We start from the raw sequence: 26,087 nt of genomic DNA on the forward strand, positions 1-26,087 counted from the left end.
ACGGTGCCCACCGACAATCGCCCAACGCGGGTTTTGTGATCAGCGTCGATTCCCGCGCCAGCCGACCACCGGCAGTTCGAACTTCGCCACGAGCGTGTCAGTGAACGGCCTGGGCGCCAGACGGACCACCCGGACGGGCAGCTGACCCCGTTCGACAGTCACCCGTGAGCCGGGCGGCAGGTCCCAGGTGCGCCGACCGTCACAGCAGAGCACCGCAAAGGACGTATACGGGTCGACCGTCAGGACGAACGTCGACGTCGGAGCGGTCACCAGCGGCTTGCTGAACAGCGCGTGCGCACTGATCGGCACGAGCAGCAGCGCCTCCACCTCGGGCCAGACCACCGGTCCGCCGGCCGAGAACGCGTACGCCGTCGACCCGGTGGGTGTGGCGCAAACCACACCGTCGCAGCCGTACCGCGAGAGCGGCCGGCCGTCCACGTCGACGAGGAGCTCGAGCATCTGCGCCCGCTGGCCCTTCTCCACCGACACCTCGTTGAGCGCCCACGACTCGGCGATCAGGCGTCCGTCGTACTCGGCCCGCACGTCCAGGGTCAGCCGCTCGTCGACCGTGTAATCGCCGGCCACCACGCTGGCGACCGCCTCGTCGATGTGCTCGATCTCCGCCTCGGCGAGGAAACCGACCTTGCCCAGGTTGATCCCGAGCAGCGGCGCCTTCACCGGCCGGGCCAGGTCGGCGGCGCGCAGGAACGTACCGTCGCCACCGAGCGCCAGCACGATCTCCACACCCTCGGTCGCGGCCGGTCCCTCGACCGGCTTCACCTCCGGTGGCAGATCGATGTCGGCGACCTCCTCGGCGATGACCCGGACCTCGAAACCGGCAGCGATCAGATCCAGGGCCACCGCACGGGCGTGCTGTGTGCTCTGCCTGCGCCCGGTGTGCGTCACCAGCAGGGCCGAGCGGGTCATGTCGCCTCCAAGTCAGCAGCCACTGGTCCCGCCTCGACCACACTCTCGATCCGCTCCTGCTCGGCGGGTGGCGCGTCCCGCCGGAACCACACGAAGAACTCCACGTTGCCGCTCGGTCCGGGCAGCGGGCTCGCCGCCACGTCCCGCACACCCAGGCCCAGCTCCTGCGCGGCCGCCGCCACGTCCATCACGGCCTCGGCACGCAGCCGCCAGTCCCGGACCACACCGCCGGTACCGACTCGTTCCTTGCCCACCTCGAACTGCGGTTTCACCATCAGCGCCAGATCACCGTCGGTGCACGCCGCGAGCGCCGGCAGCACCAGCCGCAGCGAGATGAACGACAGGTCGGCCACGGTCAGGTCGACAGTCCCGCCGATCACGTCCGGGGTCAGGGTGCGCACGTTCGTGCGCTCCATCACCACGACCCGCTCGTTGGTCCGGATCGGCCACGCCAGCTGCCCGTAACCGACGTCGACCGCCACCACCTGCCGGGCGCCGGCGCGCAGCAGCACGTCGGTGAACCCGCCGGTGGACGCGCCCGCGTCCAGGCACCTTCTCCCCTCGACGCCCAGCCCCTTGAAGGCGGCGAGCGCTCCGGCGAGTTTGTGCCCGCCCCGGGACACGTACTCGGTCTGCGGGTCCTCCCCGGTCACCAGCACCGGGTCGGCCGGATCGACCATCGCCGCCACCTTGTGGGCGACGACGCCCCGGACCTGCACACGGCCGTCCGCGACGAGCGCGGCGGCCTGTTCCCGGGAACGAGCGAGCTTGCGGCGGACGAGCTCAGCGTCCAGCCGCACACGGCGGGCCATTTAAGATCAAAACCCTTTTCTTGTACGCGTCTCAGCGGTCGATGCTCGCCAGGGTTTCCTGGAGCACCTGGTGCGCGGCCTCGTACTCGGCGATCTGCTCCGCCGGCGCCAGCCGCGCGGCGTTGGCGAGCGACCGTAGCACCGCGTCCACCGCCGGGTGCCCGGTGTCCTCCCCGTTCCCGCCGCCCGGCGCCTGGGCGACCGCCTGCGGGGCGACCACCTGTGGCGCGGCGAGCGGCGGGGCGGCGAGCGGCGGGGCCGGCCGGGGGCCGGGCTGTGCGAAGTTCGGGAACGTCACGGGCTCACGCCTCCGTGGTCTCGGCCGAGGTCGCCTGGTTCGGCACTGTCTTCTTCGCAGCCGCCCTCCGGAGAGCCGCCTTCTTCGCCGGGGCCGGCCCGGCAACCTTGACCGGGGCCGGCCCGGCAACCTTGACCGGGGCCGGTTCAGCGGCCTTGACCGGGGCCGGCTCGGCGGCCTTGCGGGGGGCACGCTTCCGAGGCGCTGTCGTGGTGACCGGCGGCAGCTCGGTTGCCGCCGCCGCCTCGACCACGGCGCTCACCGGCGACGCGGAGGTACCCGCCGGAACCGGCACACCCGTAGCGGGTGTCGCCTGCGACGGCACCGCCGCCTTCTTGGCGGGCGCGCGCTTGGCGACCGCCTTCTTGGCAGGGGGCGCCGGGGCCTTCTTCGCGACGACCTTCTTGGCCGCCACCTTCTTCACCGGCTCGCCCTTCACCGGTGGGCTGGGTGCCGGCTCACTGGGTGCCGGCTCACTCGGGGCTGGCCCACTCAGGGCCGGCTCGCTCGGGGCAGGCTCGCTCAGGGCCGGCTCACTCAGGGCAGGCTCGGTGGGCGCGGGGGCCACATTGGCCGGTGCGGCCGCCCGGCCAGTTCCGGCCGCCGGCATCGCGTTCGGCTTGGCTTTCACCGCTTTTTTAGTCACGGCCTTTTTCGCCGGCGGCCCGACCGGCCCGACCGGCCCGACCGGCGCGGCCGGTGGAGCGACGGTGCCGGGTTTCGATTCCGCCTCCCGCAGCTGTCGCTCCAGATCGTGCACCCGCGTCGTCAGATCCGAGACCTCGTCGGCGGTGGCAAGTCCCACCCGCCCGAGGGCACGGTCCACCTCGTAGCGGACGATGTTCGTCAGCGCCTCACGGTTCGCCACTCCGGCCGAGAGCAGATCCTCCACCAGGCCCTGAAGCTGTACCGCCGTCGTGCCACCCCGGGAGAGCACCTCCCCGGCGACCTGCTGAGCTTTTTTCCTGGGGGCTTCCGTGAGCCCGAGCGCCAGGTCCAGATATGCCCGCCATGCATCCGCCATGGTCCCGTCTCCTCTCGCCGCGTCGGGTGCCACGCTACCGGGCACCCCGGACATCTTCCTGAGGTACCGTGCTGGTGTCGCGAGGGAGGGTGCGGATGGTCACCGTGGACGAGTGCCGGCAAGCGTTGCACGACCTGGCCGCGAAGCTGGCCGCCAATGCCGAAGCCCAGGGCCATCTCGACCTCGATCGCACGCTCGCCTGCCGGGTGACCGACCTCGGCACCGCGTTCCACGGCCGGATCACCGGCGGCCGGCTGATCGACATCGCGGACGGCGACGATCCGAAAGCGAAGATCGCGCTGATCTCCTCAGGCGCCGACCTGATCGCCCTGATCGAGGGCAGGCTCGACATCACCCGCGCGATCGCGTCCCGGCAGGTCACCATCAAGGCGAACCCGTTCGACCTGCTCAAACTCCGTAAGCTCCTCTGAGAGCACCAGCAGCGCTTCCAGATACGGCCCGGTGACCGAAAACGTTCAAGAACCGGAACGGGCCGCGCGGGGGTCAGATGCCCCAGGCGTGCAGGAGCTCGCCGGCTTCGGGTGAACCTGCCTCGATCGCGGAGAGCGGGACGCCGTCCCAGGTCACGCCGCAGAGCAGGCGCAGCGCGTCGACCGGGTCGCCGGAGCCGTCCAGCACAGCGCGGTCACCGTCACGGGTGACCCGCCATCCGCTCGCCCCGGTGCCGCTCTCGCCGCTCGTCCCGGTGCTCGTGTCGCCGCTCGCCTTGCCGCTCGTCCCGGTGCTCGTGTCGCCGGGTGCCGGGATTCGGGCGTCGGCGGCCGGGCGGAACAGGGCCGACAGGTCGGCTGCCACGAACGTGGGGCGCCGGTGCGGCGGTGCGGCCAGCAGGTCGGCCGGGCCGCTCACGCCGGTGAGCACCAGCAGGCTGTCCAGGCCGGCGCCGACCGCGCCCTCGATGTCGGTGTCCAGGCGGTCGCCGATCGCCAGTGGACGCTTCGCCTCGGACTGCTTCGCGGCCGTGGTGAACAGGGCGGGCTCCGGCTTGCCGACGACCACGTCCGGATCACGGTCCAGAGCGGTACGCAGGACCGCCACCAGCGAGCCGTTGCCCGGCAGCGGGCCACGAGGGCTGGGCAGGGTCTTGTCGGTGTTGGTGGCGAACCAGGTCGCGCCGGCCCGCACCGCCAGAGCGGCTTCGGCCAGGATCTTCCAGCCGACCTCTGGTCCGTACCCCTGAATGACCGCGACCGGTCCGTCCTCGGCCGAGCCGACGGGGTTGAGGCCCGCGTCGCGGACCTCGGCGCGCAGGGCGTCAGCACCCACCACCAGGACCGGCGCGCCGGCCGGGAACCGCTCGGCCAGAAGCACGGCGGCCGCGCCGGCCGAGGTCAGAACCTCAGCCGGCGCGGCCTTCACACCCATGCCGGTCAGCAGCGCGGCCACATCAGCGGCTCGCCGCGAGGCGTTGTTCGTCGCGTACGCGATCGAGGTCCCGCCGGAGCGCAGCCGCTCGACCGCCTCGGCCGCGCCCTGAATCGGTTTGTCGATCAGGTAGATGACGCCGTCCAGGTCGAAGATGACCAGGTCGTAGCCCGCGGCGAGGTGGTCGCTCATGTTTACTTCTGCTCGTCTTTACTTCTGCTCGTCGTCCGACTTCGTGACGAACTCGTCCGCCTGCTTCTTCTCGTCGTCGGACTTGACCGCGTCGGTGTTCACGTCGGTCTCGGACACCGGGGCCGACTCCTCGTCGTCCTCGTCCTCGTCCTCGTCGTCCTCGAACTCGTCGTCCTCGGCGTCGACAGCGACCGGCGCGTCGTCCTCTTCGTCGTCGTCCTCGAAGTCGTCGTCGTCCTCGGCCACCGGGCCCTCGGAAGCGTCGTCGTCCTCGGAACGGGTCTCCGGGCCGGCCTCGCCGAGCGCTGCCTCGGTCTCGTCGTCCTCGTCCTCGTCGTCGCCCTCGATGGAGACGCCGTCGAGTTCGAGAAGCCGCTCGGCCGCGTCGGTCAGCTGCTCCTCGTCGGCGGCAGCGGCACGGGCGAACCACTCCCGGGCCTCGTCACGGCGGCCAGCCGCGAGCAGGGCATCGGCGTACGCGTACCGCAGGCGGGCCGCCCAGTCGGCGTCCTCCTCCGCGGTCAGTTCCTTGACCTGGAGCATCGCCACGGCCGCGTCGTGCTGGCCGAGGTCGGTCCGGGCACCGGCCGCCACGATCAGCAGCTCGATCGCGCCGCTCTTCTCGAGCTTCGCGATGTCGGCGCCGCGGTACAGGTCGATCGCCCGCTCCGGCCGGCCCAGGGCCCGCTCGCAGTCGGCCAGCTCAGCGAGGTGCGTCTGCCGGCCGGTCATCCGGTGGTAGGTGCGCAGCTCGGCGATGGCCGTCGTCCAGTCCCCGGCAGCGTAGGCGGCGAGACCGACGGCCTCACGCACCACGGCGATCCGGGACGCGAGCCGGCGAGCCGCGATCGCGTGCTGCAGCGCCAGCTCGGAGTCCTCGTCGATGATCTGACCGGCCGCGACGAGGTGCCGCGCGACCTTGTCCGCCATCTCACGAGCGAGGGAGTTCAGTTCGGCGCGGACCTCCTGGTCGAGGTCGGTCGCGACGATGTCCTCGGGAATGTCCGGGGCCTGGAAGGTCGGCTGACCGTCCTGCTCGTCCTGCGGACGGTTGTCGCGCTCCTGGTAGCCGCCACGGTCACGGTCGCTGCGGAAGCCGCCGCGGTCGCTGCCACGGTCACCCTGGGGACGGTCGCCACCACGGTATCCGCCGCGGTCGCCGCCACCCTGGTAACCACCGCGGTCACCCTGCGGGCGGTCGCTGCGGAAGCCGCCACGGTCGCCACGGTCGCCACCCGGACGGTCACCCTGGGGACGGTCGCCCCGGTAGCCGGACGGACGGTCGCTGCTGGGACGGTCGCCCCGGTAGCCGCCACCCTGCGGGCGTTCGCCACCGGAGAAGCTCTCACGGGGGCCGCTCGAACGGTCGCGGTTGAAGCCACCACGGTCGCCGCCACCCTGGTAACCACCACGGTCACGGTCACCGCCACGGAAACCACCGCGGTCGCCACCGCCCTGGTAGCCGCCACTCTGCGGACGGTCGCCGCCACGGTATCCACCGCGGTCGCCGCCACCCTGGTAACCACCGCGGTCACCCTGCGGGCGGTCGCTGCGGAAGCCGCCACGGTCGCCACGGTCGCCCCCCGGACGGTCACCGCTGGGACGGTCGCCCCGGTAGCCGCCACCCTGCGGACGGTCGCCGCCACGGTTGAAGCCGCCACGGTCGCCGCCACCCTGGTAACCACCACGGTCACGGTCGCCACCGCGGAAACCACCCCGGTCGCCGCCACCCTGGTAACCACCACGGTCACCCTGCGGACGGTCACCGCCGCGGAAACCACCGCTCTGCGGACGGTCGCCGCCGCGGAAGCCACCACTCTGGGGACGGTCACCGCCACGGTATCCACCGCGGTCGCCGCCACCCTGGTAACCACCACGGTCACCCTGCGGGCGGTCGCTGCGGAAGCCGCCACGGTCGCCACGGTCGCCCCCCGGACGGTCACCGCTGGGACGGTCGCCCCGGTAGCCGCCACCCTGCGGACGGTCGCCGCCACGGTTGAAGCCGCCACGGTCGCCACCACCCTGGTAGCCGCCGCTCTGCGGACGGTCGCCGCCACGGAAGCCACCACTCTGGGGACGGTCGCCACCACGGTATCCACCGCGGTCGCCGCCACCCTGGTAACCACCACGGTCACCCTGCGGACGGTCACCGCCACGGAAGCCACCCTGGCCGGCGCCACGGTCGCGGTCTCCTCCACGGAAACCACCCCGGTCGCCACCGCCCTGGTAGCCGCCGCTCTGCGGACGGTCGCCGCCACGGAAACCGCCACGGTCGCCACCGCCCACCGAGCGCTGTCCGCCCTGGTAGCCGCCACGGTCGCGGTCTCCGCCACGGAATCCACCGCGGTCGCCGCCACCCTGGTAGCCGCCACGGTCGCCCTGGGGACGGTCGCCACCGCGGAATCCACCGCGGTCGCCGCCACCCTGGTAACCACCACGGTCACCCTGCGGACGGTCGCCACCGCGGTAGCCGCCGCCCGACGAACGCTGTCCGCCCTGGTAGCCGCCACGGTCACGGTCGCCGCCACGGAAGCCTCCGCGGTCGCCACCCGGACGGTCGCCGCCACGGTTGAAGCCGCCGCGGTCGCCGCCACCCTGGTAGCCGCCACGGGATCCGCCCCGCTCACCGCCGCCCTGGGAGGAGCCACCGCGGTCACTCCGGCGCTCGTCGCCAGCTCCGTCGCGACTGCGGCCGGGACGGCTCTCGCCGTCTCGGTTGCTGGAGCCGCCGTCTTGCGGTCCTGTAGTCACGGATCATTCCTTCCAATACGGCGGCTGGCCCTCGGAACGGGCGGCGCCAAGCGTCAACACTCAAAGCTACTAGGGGACTTGCTCATAAACGCAGTCAAGGGCCGACCCCGAGCGGGGGCGGCCCTCGACCATCACGTTGAGTCCGGCGGCGTCCTACTCTCCCACACCCTCCCGAGTGCAGTACCATCGGCGCTGGAGGGCTTAGCTACCGGGTTCGGAATGTAACCGGGCGTTTCCCCTCCGCTATGACCACCGAAACACCTTTCAGCGCAGCGAAGAACCAGCAACCCGATATGCCAGCCGAAAAGGCCGGCAAACGAGGTGGTTGTTCGTTTGCTGTGAATCACACAGTGGACGCGTAAGCATAAAATTTAGGGTGGTTAAGCCCTCGGCCTATTAGTACCGGTCAACTCAACACGTTACCGTGCTTACATTTCCGGCCTATCAACCCAGTAGTCTACTGGGAGCCTTACCCACTCAAGGTGGTGGGATACCTCATCTCGAAGCAGGCTTCCCGCTTAGATGCTTTCAGCGGTTATCCCTTCCGAACGTAGCCAACCAGCCATGCTCCTGGCGGAACAACTGGCACACCAGAGGTTCGTCCGTCCCGGTCCTCTCGTACTAGGGACAGCCCTTCTCAAGTATCCAACGCGCACGGCGGATAGGGACCGAACTGTCTCACGACGTTCTAAACCCAGCTCGCGTACCGCTTTAATGGGCGAACAGCCCAACCCTTGGGACCTGCTACAGCCCCAGGATGCGACGAGCCGACATCGAGGTGCCAAACCATCCCGTCGATATGGACTCTTGGGGAAGATCAGCCTGTTATCCCCGGGGTACCTTTTATCCGTTGAGCGACACCGCTTCCACACGCAAGTGCCGGATCACTAGTCCCGACTTTCGTCCCTGCTCGACCCGTCAGTCTCACAGTCAAGCTCCCTTATGCACTTACACTCAACACCTGATTGCCAACCAGGCTGAGGGAACCTTTGGGCGCCTCCGTTACCCTTTAGGAGGCAACCGCCCCAGTTAAACTACCCACCAGACACTGTCCCTCGACCCGATCAGGGCCGCAAGTTAGATACCCAAACCCAACAGAGTGGTATTTCAACAATGCCTCCACCCGAACTGGCGTCCGAGCTTCACCGGCTCCCACCTATCCTACACAATTAAATTCGGATACCAATGTCAAGCTATAGTAAAGGTCCCGGGGTCTTTCCGTCCTGCCGCGCGTAACGAGCATCTTTACTCGTACTGCAATTTCGCCGGGCCTGTGGTTGAGACAGTGGGGAAGTCGTTACGCCATTCGTGCAGGTCGGAACTTACCCGACAAGGAATTTCGCTACCTTAGGATGGTTATAGTTACCACCGCCGTTTACTGGCGCTTAAGTTCTCCGCCTCGCGAATACTCGCTAACAGGTCCCCTTAACGTTCCAGCACCGGGCAGGCGTCAGTCCATATACATCGTCTTACGACTTCGCATGGACCTGTGTTTTTAGTAAACAGTCGCTTCCCCCTGCTCTCTGCGGCCATACCACGCTCCACCCGCAAGGGGCTTCACGCGTCCGGCCCCCCTTCTCCCTAAGTTACGGGGGCAATTTGCCGAGTTCCTTAACCACAGTTCACCCGTCGCCTCGGTATTCTCTACCTGACCACCTGTGTCGGTTTAGGGTACGGGCCGCTCGAAGCTCGCTAGAGGCTTTTCTCGGCAGCATAGGATCAATGACTTCACCAGAACGGCTCGGCATCACGTCTCAGCCTCATATGCACCGCGGATTTGCCTACGGTACGGCCTACACGCTTACCCCGGCACAACCACCGGCCGGGATCATCTACCTTCCTGCGTCACCCCATCGCTAAACTACTACCACCCGAGGTCACAGACTCCACACCATAAGTCCGAAGACCGCCGGCGCTTCATGTGCTTAGTACAGATGGGTTCGTCTTGGGCGCTTCTACGCGGGTACGGGAATATCAACCCGTTATCCATCGACTACGCCTCTCGGCCTCGCCTTAGGCCCCGACTCACCCAGGGCGGATTAGCCTGCCCCTGGAACCCTTGGTCATCCGGCGGAAGGGGTTCTCACCCTTCATTCGCTACTCATGCCTGCATTCTCACTCGTATGGCGTCCACGGCTGGATCACTCCGCCGCTTCACCCGCCATACGACGCTCCCCTACCCATCCACACACCTGAACAAGATCCTCAAGGGACCAAGCTAAGTTAATATGTGAATGCCACAGCTTCGGCGGTGTGCTTGAGCCCCGCTACATTGTCGGCGCGGAACCACTTGACCAGTGAGCTATTACGCACTCTTTAAAGGGTGGCTGCTTCTAAGCCAACCTCCTGGTTGTCAATGCGATCCCACATCCTTTTCCACTTAGCACACGCTTAGGGGCCTTAGCTGGCGATCTGGGCTGTTTCCCTCTCGACTACGAAGCTTATCCCCCGCAGTCTCACTGCCGCGCTCTCACTTACCGGCATTCGGAGTTTGGCTGATTTCAGTAAGCTTGTGGGCCCCCTAGACCATCCAGTGCTCTACCTCCGGCAAGAAACACGCGACGCTGCACCTAAATGCATTTCGGGGAGAACCAGCTATCACGGAGTTTGATTGGCCTTTCACCCCTAACCACAGGTCATCCCCCAACTTTTCAACGTTGGTGGGTTCGGTCCTCCACGTAGTCTTACCCACGCTTCAACCTGCCCATGGCTAGATCACTCCGCTTCGGGTCTAGAACATGCGACTAAAGAGCGCCCTCTTCAGACTCGCTTTCGCTACGGCTACCCCACACGGGTTAACCTCGCCACATGCCACTAACTCGCAGGCTCATTCTTCAAAAGGCACGCCATCACCACTGCTACGGTGGCTCTGACGGATTGTAGGCGAACGGTTTCAGGTACTATTTCACTCCCCTCCCGGGGTACTTTTCACCATTCCCTCACGGTACTTGTCCGCTATCGGTCACCAGGAAGTATTCAGCCTTACCAGGTGGTCCTGGCAGATTCACAGCAGATTCTAGGAGTCCGCTGCTACTCGGGAACACCACAAAGAGGTCACACACTTTCGTCTACCGGGCTCTCACCGTCTACGGCCGACTTTCCCACGTCGTTCGACTAGCATGAAACTTTGTAACTCTTCGACTGTCTGTCAGAACAATCAAGTGGGTCCCACAACCCCGAATACGCAACCCCTGACAGGTATCACACGTATCTGGTTTAGGCTAGATCCGCTTTCGCTCGCCACTACTCACGGAATCACGGTTGTTTTCTCTTCCTACGGGTACTGAGATGTTTCACTTCCCCGCGTTCCCCTCACATGCCCTATGAATTCAGGCACGGATAACACGACATGACTCGTGCTAGGTTTCCCCATTCGGACACCCTGGGATCACAGCTAGGTTGGCAGCTCCCCCAGGCCTATCGCGGCCTCCCACGTCCTTCATCGGCTCCTGGTGCCAAGGCATCCACCGTTCGCCCTTGACAACTTAACCACAAAAAACAAGATGCTCGCGTCCACTGTGCAATTCTCAACCAACGACCAACCCGCGATTCGATCCACAACCCACCAAACCCCGGAAAACCGAACGGTATGAGCTGCCGAATCACGCCTGGCATTGAAGACCAACCACAAAGGTTGTTCTTTCAGATACCCAACAGGATGCTTGTTTTTCGCCAGGAATCCAGCCGCACCAGCTTGCTTTCCACACTCCCCGGAGGAAGCGGTACTAACGTCGCCGGCCGTTGCCGGTCCTGACTGGCCAGTGTCTCCGCCTTTGAGCACCCCACCACCACATTCGGGCGGTGCGGGCTACTGTCCGCTTTCGCGGAAAGTTGCTCCTTAGAAAGGAGGTGATCCAGCCGCACCTTCCGGTACGGCTACCTTGTTACGACTTCGTCCCAATCGCCAGCCCCACCTTCGACGGCTCCCTCCCACAAGGGGTTAGGCCACCGGCTTCGGGTGTTGCCGACTTTCGTGACGTGACGGGCGGTGTGTACAAGGCCCGGGAACGTATTCACCGCAGCGTTGCTGATCTGCGATTACTAGCGACTCCGACTTCACGGGGTCGAGTTGCAGACCCCGATCCGAACTGAGACCGGCTTTTTGGGATTCGCTCCACCTCACGGTATCGCAGCCCTTTGTACCGGCCATTGTAGCATGCGTGAAGCCCTGGACATAAGGGGCATGATGACTTGACGTCATCCCCACCTTCCTCCGAGTTGACCCCGGCAGTCTCCCATGAGTCCCCAACTAAATGCTGGCAACATGGGACGAGGGTTGCGCTCGTTGCGGGACTTAACCCAACATCTCACGACACGAGCTGACGACAGCCATGCACCACCTGTCACCGGCCCCGAAGGACCCCGTATCTCTACGAGTTTTCCGGCGATGTCAAACCCAGGTAAGGTTCTTCGCGTTGCATCGAATTAATCCGCATGCTCCGCCGCTTGTGCGGGCCCCCGTCAATTCCTTTGAGTTTTAGCCTTGCGGCCGTACTCCCCAGGCGGGGCGCTTAATGCGTTAGCTGCGGCGCAGAAAACCGGAGAGGTCCCCCACACCTAGCGCCCAACGTTTACAGCGTGGACTACCAGGGTATCTAATCCTGTTCGCTCCCCACGCTTTCGCTCCTCAGCGTCAGTATCGGCCCAGAGACCTGCCTTCGCCATCGGTGTTCCTCCTGATATCTGCGCATTTCACCGCTACACCAGGAATTCCAGTCTCCCCTACCGAACTCTAGCCTGCCCGTATCGAATGCAAGCTCGGAGTTGAGCCCCGAGTTTTCACATTCGACGCGACAAGCCGCCTACGAGCTCTTTACGCCCAATAAATCCGGACAACGCTCGCGCCCTACGTCTTACCGCGGCTGCTGGCACGTAGTTGGCCGGCGCTTCTTCTGCAGGTACCGTCACTTGCGCTTCGTCCCTGCTGAAAGAGGTTTACAACCCGAAGGCCGTCATCCCTCACGCGGCGTCGCTGCATCAGGCTTCCGCCCATTGTGCAATATTCCCCACTGCTGCCTCCCGTAGGAGTCTGGGCCGTGTCTCAGTCCCAGTGTGGCCGGTCGCCCTCTCAGGCCGGCTACCCGTCCTCGCCTTGGTGAGCCATTACCTCACCAACAAGCTGATAGGCCGCGAGTCCATCCCAAACCGAAAAACTTTCCACCAAGCACCATGCGATGCAAAGTAATATCCGGTATTAGCCCCCGTTTCCGAGGGTTATCCCAAAGTCTGGGGCAGGTTACTCACGTGTTACTCACCCGTTCGCCGCTCGAGTACCCCGAAGGGCCTTTCCGCTCGACTTGCATGTGTTAAGCACGCCGCCAGCGTTCGTCCTGAGCCAGGATCAAACTCTCCAACAAAATCTTTGGAAAAGCGTCCCGGCAACAAACAAATGTTGCCAAAGGAATCTCCCACCCATCCCCGGTAAGAGATGGGTCGGGGTAATGCCATTATTGGCACTGGCTTATCAAGCACCCTGTTGAGTTCTCAAAGAACAACCGCACACCGATTCACCACCGCTTTCGCGGCAAGAAGCCGGGGCTTTGTTCGACCCGCAGAACGTTACACGATGAAGCACCGTGATCATTTCTTGGGGTGTCCTCCAGGCCGGCCGCGCCGGGCCTCTTTCGAGTCCCGCTCGCTCGCCCGTTTCCCTGGCGGCTTGGAAAACATTACAGGCACATGTCCGCGTTGCCAAATCGGCCCGCCGCGACCTGGGTCACAACGGGCCGATCTCGAAAAACCTCAGGTCAGAGCACTATTTGACGATCTCCACGCCGGCGAATGTGCGCTTGCCACGGCGCAGCACCAGGAAACGACCATGCAGCAATGCCGACTCCGGAACCACGGCCTCACCGTCGGTGATGCGCTCGTTGTTCAAGTAGGCGCCACCCTCCCCGATCGTGCGGCGTGCCTCGTTCGCGCTCGCCACGAGACCCGCGTCCTTCAGCAGGGCACCCACGGTGGGGAGATCCCCGCGTACCTCAAGAAGTCCCGCCTCGCCCAGGGCGGCGCGCAACGTGTCCGCGGAGAGTTCGTCCAGGGATCCGCGCCCGAAGAGCGCCTGGCTCGCCGCGACCGCCTGGTTCGCCTCCTCCTCGCCGTGCACCAGCGCGGTGACCTCGAAAGCCAGGGCTCGCTGCGCGAGCCTGGCCTGCGGCCGCTCCGCGGTCGCCTTCTCCAGCTCCTCCAGCTCTTCGCGGGACTTGAAGCTGAAGTACCGCAGGTACTTGCTCACGTCCCGGTCGTCGCTGTTGATCCAGAACTGGTAGAAGGAGTACGGGCTGGTCATGGTCGGGTCGAGCCAGACCGCGCCGCCTTCGGTCTTGCCGAACTTGGTGCCGTCAGCCTTGAGGACCAGCGGAGTGACGAACGCGTTCACCGGGCCGGCGCCGCGGCGGCGCACGAAGTCCACGCCGGCGGTGATGTTGCCCCACTGGTCGGAGCCACCGAATTGCAGCAGGCAGCCGTGCTGGACGTGCAGCTGGTAGAAGTCGTTGGACTGCAGCAGCTGGTAGCTGAACTCGGTGAAGCTGATCCCGCTCTCCAGCCGGTTGCGCACCACGTCACGGGCCAGCATCTTGTTGACCGGGAAGTGCTTGCCGACGTCACGCAGGAACTCGATCACCGAGGTCGGGCCGGTCCAGTCCAGGTTGTTGACGAGCGTGGCACCCTGCGGGCCCTCGTAGGTCACGAACGGGGCGAGCTGGGTCCGGATGCGCTCCACGTAGCCTTCCACGACCTCCGGCGCGTTGAGGCTGCGCTCGCTGGACTCCCGCGGGTCACCGATCTGGCCGGTGGCGCCGCCGACGAGCAGCAGCGGCCGGTGACCGCCCTGCTGGAGGCGGCGGGCGGTGAGCACCTGCATGAGGTGGCCGACGTGCAGCGAGGCGGCGGTCGGGTCGAAGCCCACATAGAACGTGATCGAGCCGCCGTCGAGTGCTTTGCGCAGCTCGTCGGGGTCGGTCGAGTCCTGGATCAGTCCGCGCCACAGCAGGTCGTCTACAAGAGTCACGCACGGATTGTCCCGCACTCCCTGCTGCGGATCACAGCGGGTTTGGCGGATGCTAGGCGCATGGGTCACCTGGGAAGCGCGAAAGCACCGATCGACATCTCGAAGAAGAAGGCCGAGGAGCGGCTGGAAGCCGCGCAGCAACGTCTTCTCCGGTTGCGCCTGCTGGTCGGCGGGCAGATCGGCGAGCAGAGGATCGGGCCGCCGCTCTGCGTGCTCTTCGAGGGCTGGGACGCCTCCGGCAAGGGTGGCGCCATCAAGCGGCTGGTCACCATGATCGATCCCAGGCACGTGCGTGTCTCCCAGTTCGCCGCACCCACGTACGACGAGAAGCGCCATCACTTCCTCCAGCGGTTCTGGCAGGTGCTGCCCGGCAACGGCGGGATGACCGTGCTGGACCGGTCCTGGTACGGCCGGGTCCTGGTCGAACGGGTCGAGAACTTCGCGACGACCGAGCAGTGGAAACGGGCGTACGACGAGATCTCCGAGTTCGAGCGCACCCTGACCGCCGAGGGCATGATCCTGATCAAGTTCTGGATGCACGTCTCCGAGGAGGAGCAGCTGCGCCGCTTCGAGGACCGGGCGAACGACCCGCTGCGCTCCTGGAAGCTGACCGACGAGGACTGGCGCAACCGGAAGAAGCGCCCGGAATACGAAGCCGCCGTCGAGGCCATGCTGGAGAAGACCGACAAGCCCCGCGCCCGCTGGAAGGTCATCCCCGGCGACAGTAAGCCGTACGCGCGTCTCGCGGTGGTCGAGCACGTCTGCCACGTGCTGGAGAACAAGCTGGCGAAGCGGGGCTACGACCTCGGCGCGGCGGATCAGACCGGCAACCCACACGTCTGACTTTTGGGCGTTTTGCCCGAAAGAGACCAAATTAGAGGCTATCGTCGGCGCCATGAGCAGGTTCTCCCTACGCATGGCCGCCCTGTCGCTCGGACTCGCCGGCGTCGCCCTGACGACCGGCCAGGCCTTCGCGGCACCGGTCGCGGAGCCGCCGCCGGCAAGCACCGCGGTGGCGGCAAGCCCCGCGGTGGCAGCAAGCCCCGCGGTGGCAGCAAGCCCCGCGGTGGCAGCGCCACCAGCAAAACCGGTAGCGGCAAAACCGGCAGCAGCGAAACCGCCGAAGAAGCCCGCCGGTCCCGCCGAGTCCGTCTCGGTGATCCGGACCGGTGGCATCGGCGGCGGCACCTCGATCAACACCCTGGTCAGCACCGGGGGCGGCAAGGACCAGAACGCCCAGGTCATCCGGCTCGCGTCGAGCCCGGAGTTCCGCGCGCTGCGTTCCCGGTACGTCCCGAAGAACAGCTGCTGCGACCGCTTCGAATACATGGTCAAGGTCGGTTACCGCAACGGCGTGACGAAGACCATCACCGTGCTGCAGGGCACCCCGGGCACGCCGAAGGTGCTGCTCGACGTCATCCACCTGATGGAGACGATGCCGAAGCCCAAGCCGATCGTGTTCCCCAGCGGCTTCCCGTTCAACTGATCGAACCAGGAACGAAGCTGACTCCGCTGGATCGGCCAGCGGAGTCAGCAGCCTCATGAGAAACCCTCAGAGCACCAGCTTCCGGGCCTCCACCGCGTCCGGCGCCGCCACCGCGAGCCGCGCCAGCCGCCGGCATTCCTGTTCGCTCACCCCGGCGAGGGCCGCCCGCACCGCGGGCAGCGCCCGTGGTGACATCGACAGGCTTGTCACACCGAGCCCGACCAGGACCGGCGCGAGCCCCGGATCGGCGGCCGCCTCACCGCACACCCCGACCGGCTTGTCCACCGCACGGCCGGCGTCGCCGCAGATCCCGATCAGCTGGAGCAGTGCCGGCTGCCACGGGTCCAGAAGGTCGGCGAGCGCCCCGCACATCCGGTCGGCCGCGAACGTGTACTGACTCAGGTCGTTCGTGCCGATGCTCAGGAAGTCGACCACCTGGAGCAGGTCGGCGGCGCGCAGGGCGGCGGCCGGCACCTCGATCATCACGCCGGCCTTGGGCAGGCCGGCGTCGCGTACCGCGGCCGCGAACGTGGTGGCCTCGGCCAGGGTGGAGACCATCGGCGCCATCACCCAGACGTCGGCTCCGGTCTGCGACCGGGCCTCGGCGATCGCCGCGAGCTGGGTGGCGAGCACCTCCGGGCGCTGCCGGGCGATCCGCAGTCCGCGTACGCCCAGCGCCGGGTTGGGCTCGCCCTGCTGGTTCAGGAACGGCAGCGGCTTGTCGGCGCCGGCGTCGAGCGTCCGGATGACGACCCGGCGACCGGACATCGCGGTGAACACGTCGCGGTACGCCGCGATCTGCTCGTCGAGCCCGGGTTCCTGGGTGCGGTCGAGGAACAGCAGTTCGGTACGGAACAGGCCGACCCCTTCGGCGTGCACCTCGTCGGCGGCCGGCACGTTCTTGGCGGATCCCACGTTGGCGAGGAGCTTGATCCCGTACCCGTCGGAGGTCTGCCCGGGGCCGGTGAGAGAGGAAGCCGCGGCAGCGACCTCGGCCGCGTCCCGGGTCGCGGCCTCGGCGACGGCCTCGTCGATGCCCGCGTCGACACGCCCCGCCGCGCCGTCCACCAACACCAGCGTCCCGTCCGCGATGCCGAGTACGCCGGGGCAGGCCACCACGGCGGGCAGTCCGAGCGCCCGGGCCAGGATCGCGGTGTGACTGGTCGGCCCGCCCACCTCGGTGACCAGCGCTTTGACGAAAGCGGGGTCGAGGTCGGCGGTGTCGGCCGGCGCGAGGTCGCGGGCCGCGAGCACAAACGGGTGCCCGGGATGCGGCACGCCCGGCATCGGCAGACCCAGCAGCACCGCGACCGCCCGGTTGCGCAGGTCGTCGAGGTCGGCGACCCGTTCGGCGAGGTAGCCACCGGCGTCGAGGAACATCTCCCGGTAGGCGCCGAACGCCCGGTCGATGGCGTGCACCGCGTCGGCGCCGTCCGCGACGTGCTCGCGGACGGCGTCCCGCAACGCCTCGTCGCCGGCCATCATCGCCTCGGCCCGCAGCACCTCGGCGACCGTGGCGTCGGCGGCCCGATCCGCGCGGCGGCCGAGGTCGTGGACCACCTCGGTGAGCGCCGCGTCAGCCCGCGCGACCTCCGAGGCCGGATCCGCGAAAGCTGTTGGAGGTGGCAAGTCGGGCACATCCGCGATCCGCAGCAGCGGACCCGCGGCGATCCCGGCGCAGACCCCGATGCCGGAGAGGCTGACCACCTCAGGCATCGGAGGCGTCCAGGTCACGGGCGAGCAGGTCGGCGAGACCGTCCAGGGCCTCCTCGGCGCCGTCGCCGTCGGCTTCGAGGATCACCTCGGTACCCTGCTTGGCGCCGAGGGCGAGCACCCCGAGCATGCTCTTGGCCGGTACCGGTTTGCGGTCACCGACCCGGATGGTGACCTTGACCGGCGCCGCGGCGGCGGCCTCGACGAACAGCTTGGCCGGCCGGGCGTGCAAGCCGCTGGCGGAGCCGACGGCAACGGTGCGCGTGGGCATGGAACCCTCCTAAGGCTCGATGGTGACCTTGATGGCTTCGCCGCGGGCGACGATCCCGAAAGCGTCGATCGCCTGGTCCAGCGGCAGGCGGTGGGTGATCAGGTCGGCGACCGGCACCGCGCCGGTGGCGACCAGCTGGAGCGCCTCGGCGTTGTGCGCCGGGCTGGACCCGTTGGCGCCGATGATCATCAGCTCCCGGTAGTGCACCAGGTTCGAGTCGCAGGTGATCGTCGGGTTGTCCTTGGGCAGGCCGCCGAAGAAGCTGATCCGGCCCTGCCTGGCGGCCATCTCGATGGCCTGTTCCTGCGCCTTGCCGGACGCGGCCGCTGTGATGATCACGTCGGCACCCCGGCCGTCGGTGAGCTTGCGGATCTCCTCGATCGGGTCTGCCTCGGCCGCGCAGATGGCGGCGTCCGGCTTGACCAGGTTCGCCGCCATGTCCAGGCGTTCCCGGTTCAGCTCGACCAGGAACACCCGGGCCGCGCCGCGTGCCCGGGCCAGCCGGACGTGCAGGCAGCCGATCGGGCCGGAGCCGATCACCACGACGTCGTCGCCGTCACCGACGCGGGCCAGGTTCTGCGCGTTGAGGGCGCAGGCCAGCGGCTCGGCCACCGACGCCTCGGCGAACGAGACGCCGTCCGGGATCCGGTTCAGCCCGTCGACGGCGAGGACCTCTTTCGGTACGACCATGAACTGCGCGAAGCCGCCCTCGAAGTGGTAACCCATGGAGACCTGGTTCGGGCAGACCGTCATCCGGCCGCGGGTGCACTCGGCGCACACTCCACACGGGATCGCGGCGATGACCTGGACCCGGTCGCCCGCCGCCCAGCCCTCGACGCCGTCGCCCACCGTGACGATCTCGCCGGCGATCTCGTGGCCCATCACCCGGGGCGGGTGGATGTGGTGGTGGCCGAACTTGGAGATCTTCACATCGGTGCCGCAGGTGGAGCAGTTCCGGACGCGGATCTTCACCTCGCCCGGGCCGGCCTCGGGTTCCGGCACGTCCTCGAAACGGACGTCACCGGGGGCGTGGAATCGGACGACCTTCATGCGGTGCCTTCCTGAATTTTTCCCAATAAGCGGATCACGGTGTCGGCGTCCGTCGCGGAGCGCAACGCAAGCGCCTGGTCCTCGTCGAGCAGGATCTCCGCGAGTGCCGAGAGCAGCTCGATGTGCCCGTCCCCGGCGGCGGCGATGGCGACGCAGACGGTCACCTGTTCGCCGTCCCAGTCGACGCCGGCCGGGAAGCGGAGCACCGCCAGGGCGTCCCGCTTCACCAGGGCCTTGCCGTCGAGGGTGCCGTGCGGAATGGCGACACCCTCGCCGACGTAGGTGGAGATCGACTTTTCCCGGTCCAGCATCGTGCCGACGTAACCCGGCTCGGCGGCGCCGATCTCCACCAGCGCCGCACCGCACTGCCGGACGGCGTCCTCCTTGTCCGCCGCGGCCTGATCGAGCAGGATCGCCCGGCGGTCCAGCAGGTCAGACATTGATGTCGGTCCCCTGCTGAATCGCCTTCACGACCTTCGTGACGGCCGGGTCGCCGAGGAAGACCTGGAACGGCACGATCGGCTTGGTCGGCGCGACCGAGCGGGCCCGGGCGGCGAGTCCACTGTGGCAGACCACCAGGTCGGCGTCGGCGGGGATCGAGTTCACCGGGCTGTGCTCCACGGTGACACCACTCTTGCCGAGCTGCTTGCGCAGCGTGCTGGCGAGCATCACGCTGCTGCCCATGCCGGCGTCGCAGGCGACGACCAGCTTGTGAATGTCCTTGCCGTTGATGGTTGCCATGGCGAACTCTCCTTGATCTAGGCGTTCTCTTTGTGGCCGGTGTCGGTGGTCGCGTTCTCCTCCGCTGCGCGCTGGTGCGGGATCTCCGCCTCGGTTGCCACCTCTTCCTCGGCCGCGTCCAGCTCCTGATCGGACTTCAGCCTGCCGAAACCGAGCAGCAGGGACGCCACACCGAAGGTGACCAGGGCGGCGATGACGACGCCGAGGATCATCCCGACGTAACCGTCCTTCGCGGTGACCGCGGCGAAGGCGAAGATGCTGCCCGGCGCCGGGGACGCGACAGTGCCGGTCCCGGTGACCATGAACGTGGCGACACCGGCCATGCCACCGGCGATCATGGCGAGGATCAGGCGCGGCTTCATCAGCACGTACGGGAAGTAGATCTCGTGGATGCCACCGAGGAAGTGGATGATCATCGCGGCCGGAGCGGACGGGCGCAGCGACTTCGGGCCGAAGAGCAGGTAGGCGGTGAGCAGGCCCAGACCGGGGCCGGGGTTCGACTCGATCATGAACAGGATCGATTTGCCCTGCTCCTGCACCTGCTGCACACCGAGCGGGCTGAACACGCCGTGGTTGATGGCGTTGTTCATGAACAGCACCTTGGCCGGTTCGACGAGCACCGACACCAGCGGCATCAGGCTGTGGTCGAGCAGCCAGTCGACGCCGTTACCGGCGGCTTTGGTGAGTCCCTCGACGATCGGGCCGATCGCCAGCTTGCCGACGATGGCGAACGCGCCGCCGACGATACCGGCCGAGAAGTTGTCGATCAGCATCTCGAAACCGGGGCGGACCTTGCCCTCGATCGCGGTGTCGAACAGCTTGATCACATAGGCGGCCGCCGGGCCGATGATCATCGCGCCGAGGAACATCGGCACGTCGGCGCCGACGATGACGCCGAAGGTGGCGACCGCGCCGACCACCGCGCCACGCTGGCCGTGAACCATCCGGCCACCGGTGTAACCGATCAGCACCGGTAGCAGGTACTTGATCATGGGGTCGACCAGCTGGGCGAGATTCTCGTTCGGAATCCAGCCGACCGGGATGAACAAAGCGGTGATCAGACCCCACGCGATGAGCGCGCCGATGTTCGGCATGACCATGCCGGCGAGGTAGCCGCCGATCTTCTGGACCCGGGCCTTGAAACCGGTCCCGGAAACCTCAGGTGTGTATGTAGAAGCCATGACGATCTCCATTCGTCGCCAGGGAGGCGGCTCGCTTACGCTTGCCACAAAACCCACTTTGTACGGTTAAATGGGTACAGTTTTGGAGTAGGAGGGTGAGTGGGGCCCACTATGGAATGGCATTGCGAAATACCGTGACAATCCGGCGGAACAGTCGCGCCGTCCCGGCGCGCGGTCGCAGGTGCGCCTCAGTCGCGGCGGAGCGGCCGGCCCGGGTCGGGGAACAGATCGATGCGAATACTCGTACGGTCGAGGTCTTGTGGGCCTGGCATCCGGCTGCCGGGAAGGCTGACCGCGGCCGCGCCCCATGCCAGACCTTCCACCAGTGCGGCCTCGCCGCGCGCGCCGGCAGCGAGGAACCCGGCCAGCAGGGCGTCGCCGGCACCGACGGTGCTGCGCGGCACGCTGACCGGCGAGGCACCGGCGAGCACACCGGCGTCGTCGACAAGCACCGCGCCGGCCGCACCCAGGCTGGCCAGAACCGTGCCCGCACCGGCCTCACGCAGCCGCTGACAGGCGCGGATCACGTCGCCTAGCGTCGCCAGCTCGGTGCCGGCGGCTTCGGCGAGTTCTTCCCGGTTCGGCTTGATCAGCGCGGCGCCGGCCGCGACACCGGCCAGCAGCGCCGGACCGCTGCTGTCCACCGCGAGGCGGGAACCGGACTTGACCAGACGCTCGCACAGATCGGTGAAGGCGGCGATCGTCGGGCCCGGAGGAAGGCTTCCGCAGATCACCACCCAGTCGGCACTGCCGGCTGCGGCCAGCACCGCGTCGCTGACCTGGGCGAACTCGGCGTCGGACAGGGTCGGCCCGGCCTCGTTGACCTTCGTGACGGTGCCGTTGGGCTCGGCCAGGGTGATGTTGGAACGTGTCCGTCCGGCGATCGGCACGGCCAGCATGTCGACGCCCTCACCTTTGAGGAGGTCAACGAGCTGGTCGCCCTCGGCGCCACCGGCCGGCACCACCGCGGTCGAGCTGACACCGTTGGCGAGCAGCGCCCGGGAGACGTTGACGCCCTTGCCACCCGGGTCGATGTGCGAGTCGGCGGCGCGGATGACCTCGCCGCGGATGAGGGCGTCGACGTCGAGGGCCCGGTCGACGCTGGGGTTGAGGGTGACGGTGAGGATCATGCCTGCACCACCCGGACGCCCGCGGTCTCGACCTCGGCGGCGAGCTCGTCGTCCAGGCCGTTGTCGGTGATCAGCAGGTCCAGCTCGGCGAGCCCGCCGAAACGGGCCAGGTAATCGTTGCCGATCTTGGTGTGATCAGCGAGCAGCACCACCCGGCGGGCCGCGGCGATCATCGCCCGCTTGACCGCCGCCTCGGCCGGGTCCGGAGTGGTCATGCCCCGCTCGACGGAGCATCCGTTGGTGCCCATGAAGGCGACGTCGACATACATGTCGGCGAGCGGCCGCAGCGCCCAGTCGTCCACTGTGGCAAGCGTCTTCCCCCGGACGCGACCACCGAGCAGCAGGACGGTGAGGTTGGGTTTGAGGCCGAGCGTCGAGGCCAGAACCGGCGAGTTGACCACGACGGTCAGCTCGCGGTCGGCCGGCAACAGCTGAGCGAGACGGGCCGTCGTGGTCCCCGCGTCCAGGATGATCGCGCCATCCTCGGGGACCTCGGCGAGCGCCGCCTTGGCGATCCGCTCCTTCTCACTGATCAGCACCGCGTCCCGGGTGGCGAGCGCCGGCTCGAACCCGAGCCGCTCCACCGGGATGGCGCCGCCGTGCACCCGGCGCAGCACACCGGCCCGCTCGAGAACGGTCAGATCCCGGCGGATCGTCTCCGCGGTCACGCCGAAGGTGTCGGCCAGCGTGACCACGTCGACCCGGCCCTCGGCGCGGGCTCGCTGGACGATCTCCTGCTGACGTTCCTCCGCGTACATCCACTCACCGCCCGGCTCGTTTTGGCTTTGTCTTTGTTTACGCCCGCTTGTGTCCGAACGCAATATGTCAAAGAGATTTCGGTCTCCTTACACGCCAAAATCTTCACGCCGAGGCGACCAAAGTGGCAGGTAGTGAGGTATTCGGACGCACCCGGCGTAACGGATAGAAGCTTACGAATTACCGCGCCGTGTCCGTTCGTGTGGACCCGGCGGCGCAAGCGAGCGGGCGCGGGGTGCGAGGCGCGGGCGCGGGGTGCGAGGCGCGGGGTGCGAGGCGCGGGGTGCGAGGCGCAGGCGCGGGGTGCGAGGCGCAGGCGCGGGGTGCGAGGCGCAGGCGCGGGGTGCGAGGCGCAGGCGCGGGGTGCGAGGTGCAGGCGCAGGGCGAGCGGGCGCAGAGCGAGCGGGCGCAGAGCGAGCGGGCGCAGGGGGCCGGGCGCGGGGGGCCGGGCGCGGGGGCCGGGCGCGGGGGGCCGGCCTCGATGGAGTCGCACACAGTGGCCCCGCCGCCGTGATGAAGTCGCACACTGCGGCGGCATCGCCGTGATGAAGTCGCACAGAACGCCAACGTGCGGCCTGATCCCTGCCAGGGCCGTGATGACGGCACACAAACCGCTTACGTGTGCTCCTGTACCCGCCCGGAATCGCTTGCGTGTGCTTCCGCCTATGCCCGGGCCGTTATGTGTGCCCTTGGCGCGGCGGCCGGCGCGGCGGAACCTCAGCCGCGCCGCCAGCCGACATCAGGTCGCACCGTGCGACCACAGCCAGCCTGGACGGAGACACACCGTGCGACCACAGCCAGCCTGGACGGAGGCACACCGTGGGACCGCAGCCAGACTGGGACCGTGAGGCCCCACGGTGGGCGGGGGAAGCACAGGTACGCTCGCCGGCTGTGGCTGGGAAGGCGTCTGGACGGGGCGGATCAGCCCTTGGCGCGGGCCCTCATGATGGCGAGCATGCCGAGGTCGGACCCGACAGCGCCGTCCTGGGCCAGGGCCAGGAAGTCCGGCTCCACCTCGGTGAGGGGCAGCGTGCCGGCCAGGACCGCGTGGTAGCGGATCAGGGACCAGACGAAGACGTCGAGGTTGTCGAAGCGGGTGTTCGCCTCGATCACTTCCTCCTCGTGGAACCAGACGGCGACCTGGCCGTTGGTCAGCACCACGTAGTAGTTGCCGCCGCCGTCCGCGCCGATCGAGTAGAGGTCGTCGTCGGTCAGCGCCGTCTCGTAGTCCGAGTCGAGGATCCCGCAGTCGTTGCCGGCGAAGTCGAAACCGTAGGACCAGTCGGAGATGTCGAGATCCTCGGGGATGCGCTTCGTGCGTACCCGGAGGTCGAAAGCCGCAAGGGCGGCAGCGGCCGGCGGCGGCAGACGGTCGAGGAAGGGAGCGACCGGCTTGGCCTCCCCGACGTCGGCGGGATCCGCGCCGGGGAACCAGCGGGCGAGGTCGGCGTCGAGGTCGCGCTCGACATAACCGGTCAGCTCAGCAACAGTGATGGTCACCGGCGGATGTTAGCCCTTGTACGCAGGCAGGCCCAGCGTGGTCCGGATGGCCTGCTGCACGTCTCCCAGCGGCGGGCGACCGTCCACATCGTGCACGACCTCCTTGCGCCGGAACAGCTCCAGCACCGGCCGGGTCTTCTCGTGGTAATCGCGCAGCCTGGCCTCCAGGGCCTCGGGCGTGTCGTCCGCACGGGTGACCAGCTCGTGGCCGCAGATGTCGCAGCGGCCCTCCTGCTCGGGGCGGTCGGCGATCAGGTTGTAGTCCATGCCGCAGTTCGGGCAGAGCCGGCGGCTCAGCACCCGGCGCCGCACCTCGTCGTCGGGCAGTTCGAGGTGGATGACGGCGTCGATGTCGTAGCTCTCCATGAAGAACTCGGCCTGCCGCCCGTTGCGCGGGAAGCCGTCGATGACGAAGCCGTAGTTCCAGTCGTGGTCGTCGAGGCGCCGCCGGACCACCGACTCGACCAGGTCGTCGTCGACCAGCTCGCCGGCCGCCATGATCCGGCGGACCTGCGCGCCCAGCTTGGTGTGGTTGCGCACGTGCCAGCGGAAGATGTCGCCGACGCTGATGTGCACGAGGTCGAACTCCTCGCACAGCAGCTGGCTCTGAGTGCCCTTGCCGCTGCCCTGGACTCCCATGATCACGTACTTACGCATCCAGCGCTCCCAGTCTCAGGGGTCCGGGGGCCACCCCGGTCAACGTGGTCGGGTCGATGCTCCACGCCGCCGCCACCGTGAACACGTCGCGTTCCGCGACCAGCACTGTGGTTTCCTCGTCGAGCTCGCCGGGCAGGCCGGCATCACGTTCGGCCGGGTCCGGGTCGCCGAACCACGACGTCACCTCACCGGTCTGTCCTACGTATCCGAAGGATCTGACCAGATCACCATCGGCGGCGCGCTGCCACCTGTGCAACTCGGTGACCCGATGGGTGGCGAAGAGCTGCACTTCGGTGCCGAGCGCGGCGGAGATGCCGGGCAGGTCGAGCGTGGGCTTCAGCAGGCCGCGGCCGACCGCGAGCACCCAGGAGATGCCGCGGGCGCCGGGCAGCGGCGGGGTGATCGCTATCCGGTCGTCGGTGAGATGCGCCAGGTCGAGCCCGTCGCGCCAGGAGACCGTGCCGAGGTCGCGGAGTTCGAGTGCGGCCAGGACCGCGTCCGGCTCGCCGCCGGCGACGGCGAGCCAAGCCTGTTTTCCGCCGAAACCGGTCATGACGTCCACATCCATGATGGCAACGCTATCCGGACAACGCGGCGACTGTCCGGTTACGTCGGTTACACAAGGCTCAGGGCCAGCCGTACGTGCGCCGCAGAATGGCCGCGACCCGGTCGAAACGGGTGCGGTCCAGGATCGCGCCCTCACGCCGGATGCCGTCCTCGTCGACCTCGACGACCCGGTCCAGGCGTACCCAGCTCGGCCGCGACTCGCGGTCCCACTCGCCGGGGCCGAGCGCGAGCCAGTGCCGCTGCCCGTCGCGCTCGCTCTGGCTGGACAGCATCAGGCCGAGCAGGGTGCCCGCGTCCCGCCCGACCACCAGCACCGGCCGGTCCTTGCCCTGGGCCGGGTCCTCCTCGTACGGCACCCAGGTCCAGACGATCTCGCCCGGGTCGGCGTCGCCGTCGAGGTTGGGGGCGTAGGCGAGGTGCCGCCCGGCGGGCTTGGGAACCACGCGCGTTCTCGCCGCGGCTTCCGGCCTGGGGGCCGAGGGCTTCGGCCCGGGCTTAGGCGCGGGCTTCTGCGGCGTTGCGCGCGGCTTCGTGGGTACGGGTTCCGGGGATCCCAGCAGCCGCTTCAGGAACGACTTCAACATTTCCAGCACCGCGCCACCCTACGGGCGCCCGATCATGTTCGCTTCTGTA

Annotated in this window: 21 protein-coding genes, 3 rRNA genes and 1 pseudogene; 3 read left to right on the forward strand and 22 right to left on the reverse strand. The window is 67.7% G+C overall.

Going from position 1 to position 26,087, the window contains the following annotated elements; all coding sequences use genetic code 11:
• Positions 1–39: 39 nt before the first annotated feature.
• The 4 genes and pseudogenes from ACQP2E_RS28550 to ACQP2E_RS28565 all read right to left on the reverse strand — a co-directional run.
• Positions 40–927, reverse strand: coding sequence for an NAD kinase (locus tag ACQP2E_RS28550; protein WP_111655107.1), 888 nt, complete (start codon positions 925–927; stop codon positions 40–42).
• On the reverse strand, positions 924–1,739 hold the full coding sequence (locus ACQP2E_RS28555) for a TlyA family RNA methyltransferase (protein WP_433826039.1): 816 nt from the start codon (positions 1,737–1,739) through the stop codon (positions 924–926). The genes ACQP2E_RS28550 and ACQP2E_RS28555 overlap by 4 nt, the downstream gene beginning before the upstream one ends.
• Positions 1,740–1,770: 31 nt before the next feature.
• Complete coding sequence (locus ACQP2E_RS28560) at positions 1,771–2,037, reverse strand: hypothetical protein (RefSeq protein ID WP_433826040.1); 267 nt, start codon at positions 2,035–2,037, stop codon at positions 1,771–1,773.
• A gap of 271 nt (positions 2,038–2,308) precedes the next feature.
• Positions 2,309–3,061, reverse strand: a pseudogene (locus ACQP2E_RS28565) (phasin family protein); the annotation flags it as partial.
• 95 nt (positions 3,062–3,156) lie between these two features.
• Here ACQP2E_RS28565 and ACQP2E_RS28570 point away from each other — a divergent pair.
• Entirely contained in the window at positions 3,157–3,492 is a 336-nt protein-coding gene (locus tag ACQP2E_RS28570; RefSeq protein ID WP_433826041.1) for an SCP2 sterol-binding domain-containing protein, read from the forward strand.
• A gap of 73 nt (positions 3,493–3,565) precedes the next feature.
• Here ACQP2E_RS28570 and ACQP2E_RS28575 read toward each other — a convergent pair whose 3' ends face one another.
• The 6 genes from ACQP2E_RS28575 to tyrS all read right to left on the reverse strand — a co-directional run bounded on the left by ACQP2E_RS28575 (position 3,566) and on the right by tyrS (position 14,402).
• Positions 3,566–4,639, reverse strand: coding sequence for an HAD-IIA family hydrolase (locus ACQP2E_RS28575; RefSeq protein WP_433826042.1), 1,074 nt, complete (start codon positions 4,637–4,639; stop codon positions 3,566–3,568).
• 18 nt (positions 4,640–4,657) lie between these two features.
• Positions 4,658–7,390: a tetratricopeptide repeat protein gene (locus ACQP2E_RS28580; protein WP_433826043.1), complete on the reverse strand. Its 2,733-nt coding sequence runs from the start codon at positions 7,388–7,390 to the stop codon at positions 4,658–4,660.
• 140 nt (positions 7,391–7,530) lie between these two features.
• Positions 7,531–7,647 (reverse strand): 5S ribosomal RNA (gene rrf / locus ACQP2E_RS28585).
• A 119-nt stretch (positions 7,648–7,766) separates the two neighbouring features.
• A 23S ribosomal RNA gene (locus tag ACQP2E_RS28590) occupies positions 7,767–10,881 on the reverse strand.
• 351 nt (positions 10,882–11,232) lie between these two features.
• Positions 11,233–12,747, reverse strand: a 16S ribosomal RNA gene (locus tag ACQP2E_RS28595).
• The 16S, 23S and 5S rRNA genes sit together here, the layout of an rRNA operon.
• Before the next feature lie 398 nt (positions 12,748–13,145).
• Positions 13,146–14,402, reverse strand: a complete 1,257-nt coding sequence (gene tyrS / locus ACQP2E_RS28600; protein WP_433826044.1) for a tyrosine--tRNA ligase — start codon at positions 14,400–14,402, stop codon at positions 13,146–13,148.
• Between the two features lie 60 nt (positions 14,403–14,462).
• On the opposite strand from tyrS, the gene ACQP2E_RS28605 reads away from it, so the two are divergent.
• A complete protein-coding gene (locus ACQP2E_RS28605) occupies positions 14,463–15,245 on the forward strand; it encodes a polyphosphate kinase 2 family protein (RefSeq protein ID WP_433826045.1) in 783 nt (260 codons plus the stop codon).
• A gap of 52 nt (positions 15,246–15,297) precedes the next feature.
• Positions 15,298–15,888 (forward strand): hypothetical protein, encoded by a 591-nt coding sequence (locus tag ACQP2E_RS28610; protein ID WP_433826046.1) that lies wholly within the window; start codon positions 15,298–15,300, stop codon positions 15,886–15,888.
• 66 nt (positions 15,889–15,954) lie between these two features.
• Here ACQP2E_RS28610 and ptsP read toward each other — a convergent pair whose 3' ends face one another.
• The 12 genes from ptsP to ACQP2E_RS28670 all read right to left on the reverse strand — a co-directional run bounded on the left by ptsP (position 15,955) and on the right by ACQP2E_RS28670 (position 26,038).
• The gene (gene ptsP, locus ACQP2E_RS28615) at positions 15,955–17,604 is read right to left on the reverse strand and encodes a phosphoenolpyruvate--protein phosphotransferase (RefSeq protein ID WP_433826047.1); all 1,650 of its coding nucleotides are present in this window, start codon (positions 17,602–17,604) and stop codon (positions 15,955–15,957) included.
• Entirely contained in the window at positions 17,597–17,872 is a 276-nt protein-coding gene (locus ACQP2E_RS28620) for an HPr family phosphocarrier protein (protein ID WP_433826048.1), read from the reverse strand. The genes ptsP and ACQP2E_RS28620 overlap by 8 nt, the downstream gene beginning before the upstream one ends.
• A 9-nt stretch (positions 17,873–17,881) precedes the next feature.
• Positions 17,882–18,922 carry a zinc-dependent dehydrogenase gene (locus ACQP2E_RS28625; RefSeq protein WP_433826049.1) on the reverse strand — a complete coding sequence of 347 codons (1,041 nt, stop codon included), beginning with the start codon at positions 18,920–18,922 and terminating at the stop codon, positions 17,882–17,884.
• Positions 18,919–19,362: a PTS sugar transporter subunit IIA gene (locus ACQP2E_RS28630; RefSeq protein WP_433826050.1), complete on the reverse strand. Its 444-nt coding sequence runs from the start codon at positions 19,360–19,362 to the stop codon at positions 18,919–18,921. Before ACQP2E_RS28630 ends, ACQP2E_RS28625 begins: the two co-directional genes overlap by 4 nt.
• Positions 19,355–19,663 carry a PTS lactose transporter subunit IIB gene (locus ACQP2E_RS28635; protein ID WP_181558222.1) on the reverse strand — a complete coding sequence of 103 codons (309 nt, stop codon included), beginning with the start codon at positions 19,661–19,663 and terminating at the stop codon, positions 19,355–19,357. Before ACQP2E_RS28635 ends, ACQP2E_RS28630 begins: the two co-directional genes overlap by 8 nt.
• Before the next feature lie 17 nt (positions 19,664–19,680).
• A complete protein-coding gene (gene mtlA, locus ACQP2E_RS28640) occupies positions 19,681–20,844 on the reverse strand; it encodes a mannitol-specific PTS transporter subunit IIC (RefSeq protein WP_433826051.1) in 1,164 nt (387 codons plus the stop codon).
• A 188-nt stretch (positions 20,845–21,032) separates the two neighbouring features.
• Positions 21,033–21,974, reverse strand: a complete 942-nt coding sequence (gene pfkB / locus ACQP2E_RS28645) for a 1-phosphofructokinase (protein ID WP_433826052.1) — start codon at positions 21,972–21,974, stop codon at positions 21,033–21,035.
• The gene (locus ACQP2E_RS28650; RefSeq protein WP_111654389.1) at positions 21,971–22,732 is read right to left on the reverse strand and encodes a DeoR/GlpR family DNA-binding transcription regulator; all 762 of its coding nucleotides are present in this window, start codon (positions 22,730–22,732) and stop codon (positions 21,971–21,973) included. Before ACQP2E_RS28650 ends, pfkB begins: the two co-directional genes overlap by 4 nt.
• Positions 22,733–23,651: 919 nt before the next feature.
• Complete coding sequence (locus ACQP2E_RS28655) at positions 23,652–24,230, reverse strand: hypothetical protein (RefSeq protein ID WP_433826053.1); 579 nt, start codon at positions 24,228–24,230, stop codon at positions 23,652–23,654.
• A 9-nt stretch (positions 24,231–24,239) separates the two neighbouring features.
• Positions 24,240–24,887 carry an adenylate kinase family protein gene (locus ACQP2E_RS28660; RefSeq protein ID WP_433826054.1) on the reverse strand — a complete coding sequence of 216 codons (648 nt, stop codon included), beginning with the start codon at positions 24,885–24,887 and terminating at the stop codon, positions 24,240–24,242.
• Positions 24,880–25,455 (reverse strand): hypothetical protein, encoded by a 576-nt coding sequence (locus ACQP2E_RS28665; RefSeq protein WP_433826055.1) that lies wholly within the window; start codon positions 25,453–25,455, stop codon positions 24,880–24,882. The genes ACQP2E_RS28660 and ACQP2E_RS28665 overlap by 8 nt, the downstream gene beginning before the upstream one ends.
• A 58-nt stretch (positions 25,456–25,513) precedes the next feature.
• Positions 25,514–26,038 carry a type II toxin-antitoxin system PemK/MazF family toxin gene (locus tag ACQP2E_RS28670; protein WP_433834076.1) on the reverse strand — a complete coding sequence of 175 codons (525 nt, stop codon included), beginning with the start codon at positions 26,036–26,038 and terminating at the stop codon, positions 25,514–25,516.
• Between the last annotated feature and the right edge of the window lie 49 nt (positions 26,039–26,087).

The sequence above is a fragment of the Actinoplanes sp. CA-015351 genome (assembly GCF_050955685.1).
Classification (GTDB): Bacteria; Actinomycetota; Actinomycetes; order Mycobacteriales; family Micromonosporaceae; genus Actinoplanes.

Bases quoted from the DNA above. Each gene is read 5' to 3' on its own strand.
- ACQP2E_RS28550 (WP_111655107.1), bottom strand. From the start codon at position 927: ATGACCCGCTCGGCCCTGCTGGTGACGCACACCGGGCGCAGGCAGAGC.
- ACQP2E_RS28555 (WP_433826039.1), bottom strand. From the start codon at position 1,739: ATGGCCCGCCGTGTGCGGCTGGACGCTGAGCTCGTCCGCCGCAAGCTC.
- ACQP2E_RS28570 (WP_433826041.1), top strand. From the start codon at position 3,157: ATGGTCACCGTGGACGAGTGCCGGCAAGCGTTGCACGACCTGGCCGCG.
- ACQP2E_RS28575 (WP_433826042.1), bottom strand. From the start codon at position 4,639: ATGAGCGACCACCTCGCCGCGGGCTACGACCTGGTCATCTTCGACCTG.
- ACQP2E_RS28605 (WP_433826045.1), top strand. From the start codon at position 14,463: ATGGGTCACCTGGGAAGCGCGAAAGCACCGATCGACATCTCGAAGAAG.
- ACQP2E_RS28610 (WP_433826046.1), top strand. From the start codon at position 15,298: ATGAGCAGGTTCTCCCTACGCATGGCCGCCCTGTCGCTCGGACTCGCC.
- ptsP (WP_433826047.1), bottom strand. From the start codon at position 17,604: ATGCCTGAGGTGGTCAGCCTCTCCGGCATCGGGGTCTGCGCCGGGATC.
- ACQP2E_RS28620 (WP_433826048.1), bottom strand. From the start codon at position 17,872: ATGCCCACGCGCACCGTTGCCGTCGGCTCCGCCAGCGGCTTGCACGCC.
- ACQP2E_RS28625 (WP_433826049.1), bottom strand. From the start codon at position 18,922: ATGAAGGTCGTCCGATTCCACGCCCCCGGTGACGTCCGTTTCGAGGAC.
- ACQP2E_RS28630 (WP_433826050.1), bottom strand. From the start codon at position 19,362: ATGTCTGACCTGCTGGACCGCCGGGCGATCCTGCTCGATCAGGCCGCG.
- ACQP2E_RS28635 (WP_181558222.1), bottom strand. From the start codon at position 19,663: ATGGCAACCATCAACGGCAAGGACATTCACAAGCTGGTCGTCGCCTGC.
- mtlA (WP_433826051.1), bottom strand. From the start codon at position 20,844: ATGGCTTCTACATACACACCTGAGGTTTCCGGGACCGGTTTCAAGGCC.
- pfkB (WP_433826052.1), bottom strand. From the start codon at position 21,974: ATGATCCTCACCGTCACCCTCAACCCCAGCGTCGACCGGGCCCTCGAC.
- ACQP2E_RS28650 (WP_111654389.1), bottom strand. From the start codon at position 22,732: ATGTACGCGGAGGAACGTCAGCAGGAGATCGTCCAGCGAGCCCGCGCC.
- ACQP2E_RS28660 (WP_433826054.1), bottom strand. From the start codon at position 24,887: ATGCGTAAGTACGTGATCATGGGAGTCCAGGGCAGCGGCAAGGGCACT.
- ACQP2E_RS28665 (WP_433826055.1), bottom strand. From the start codon at position 25,455: ATGGATGTGGACGTCATGACCGGTTTCGGCGGAAAACAGGCTTGGCTC.
- ACQP2E_RS28670 (WP_433834076.1), bottom strand. From the start codon at position 26,038: ATGTTGAAGTCGTTCCTGAAGCGGCTGCTGGGATCCCCGGAACCCGTA.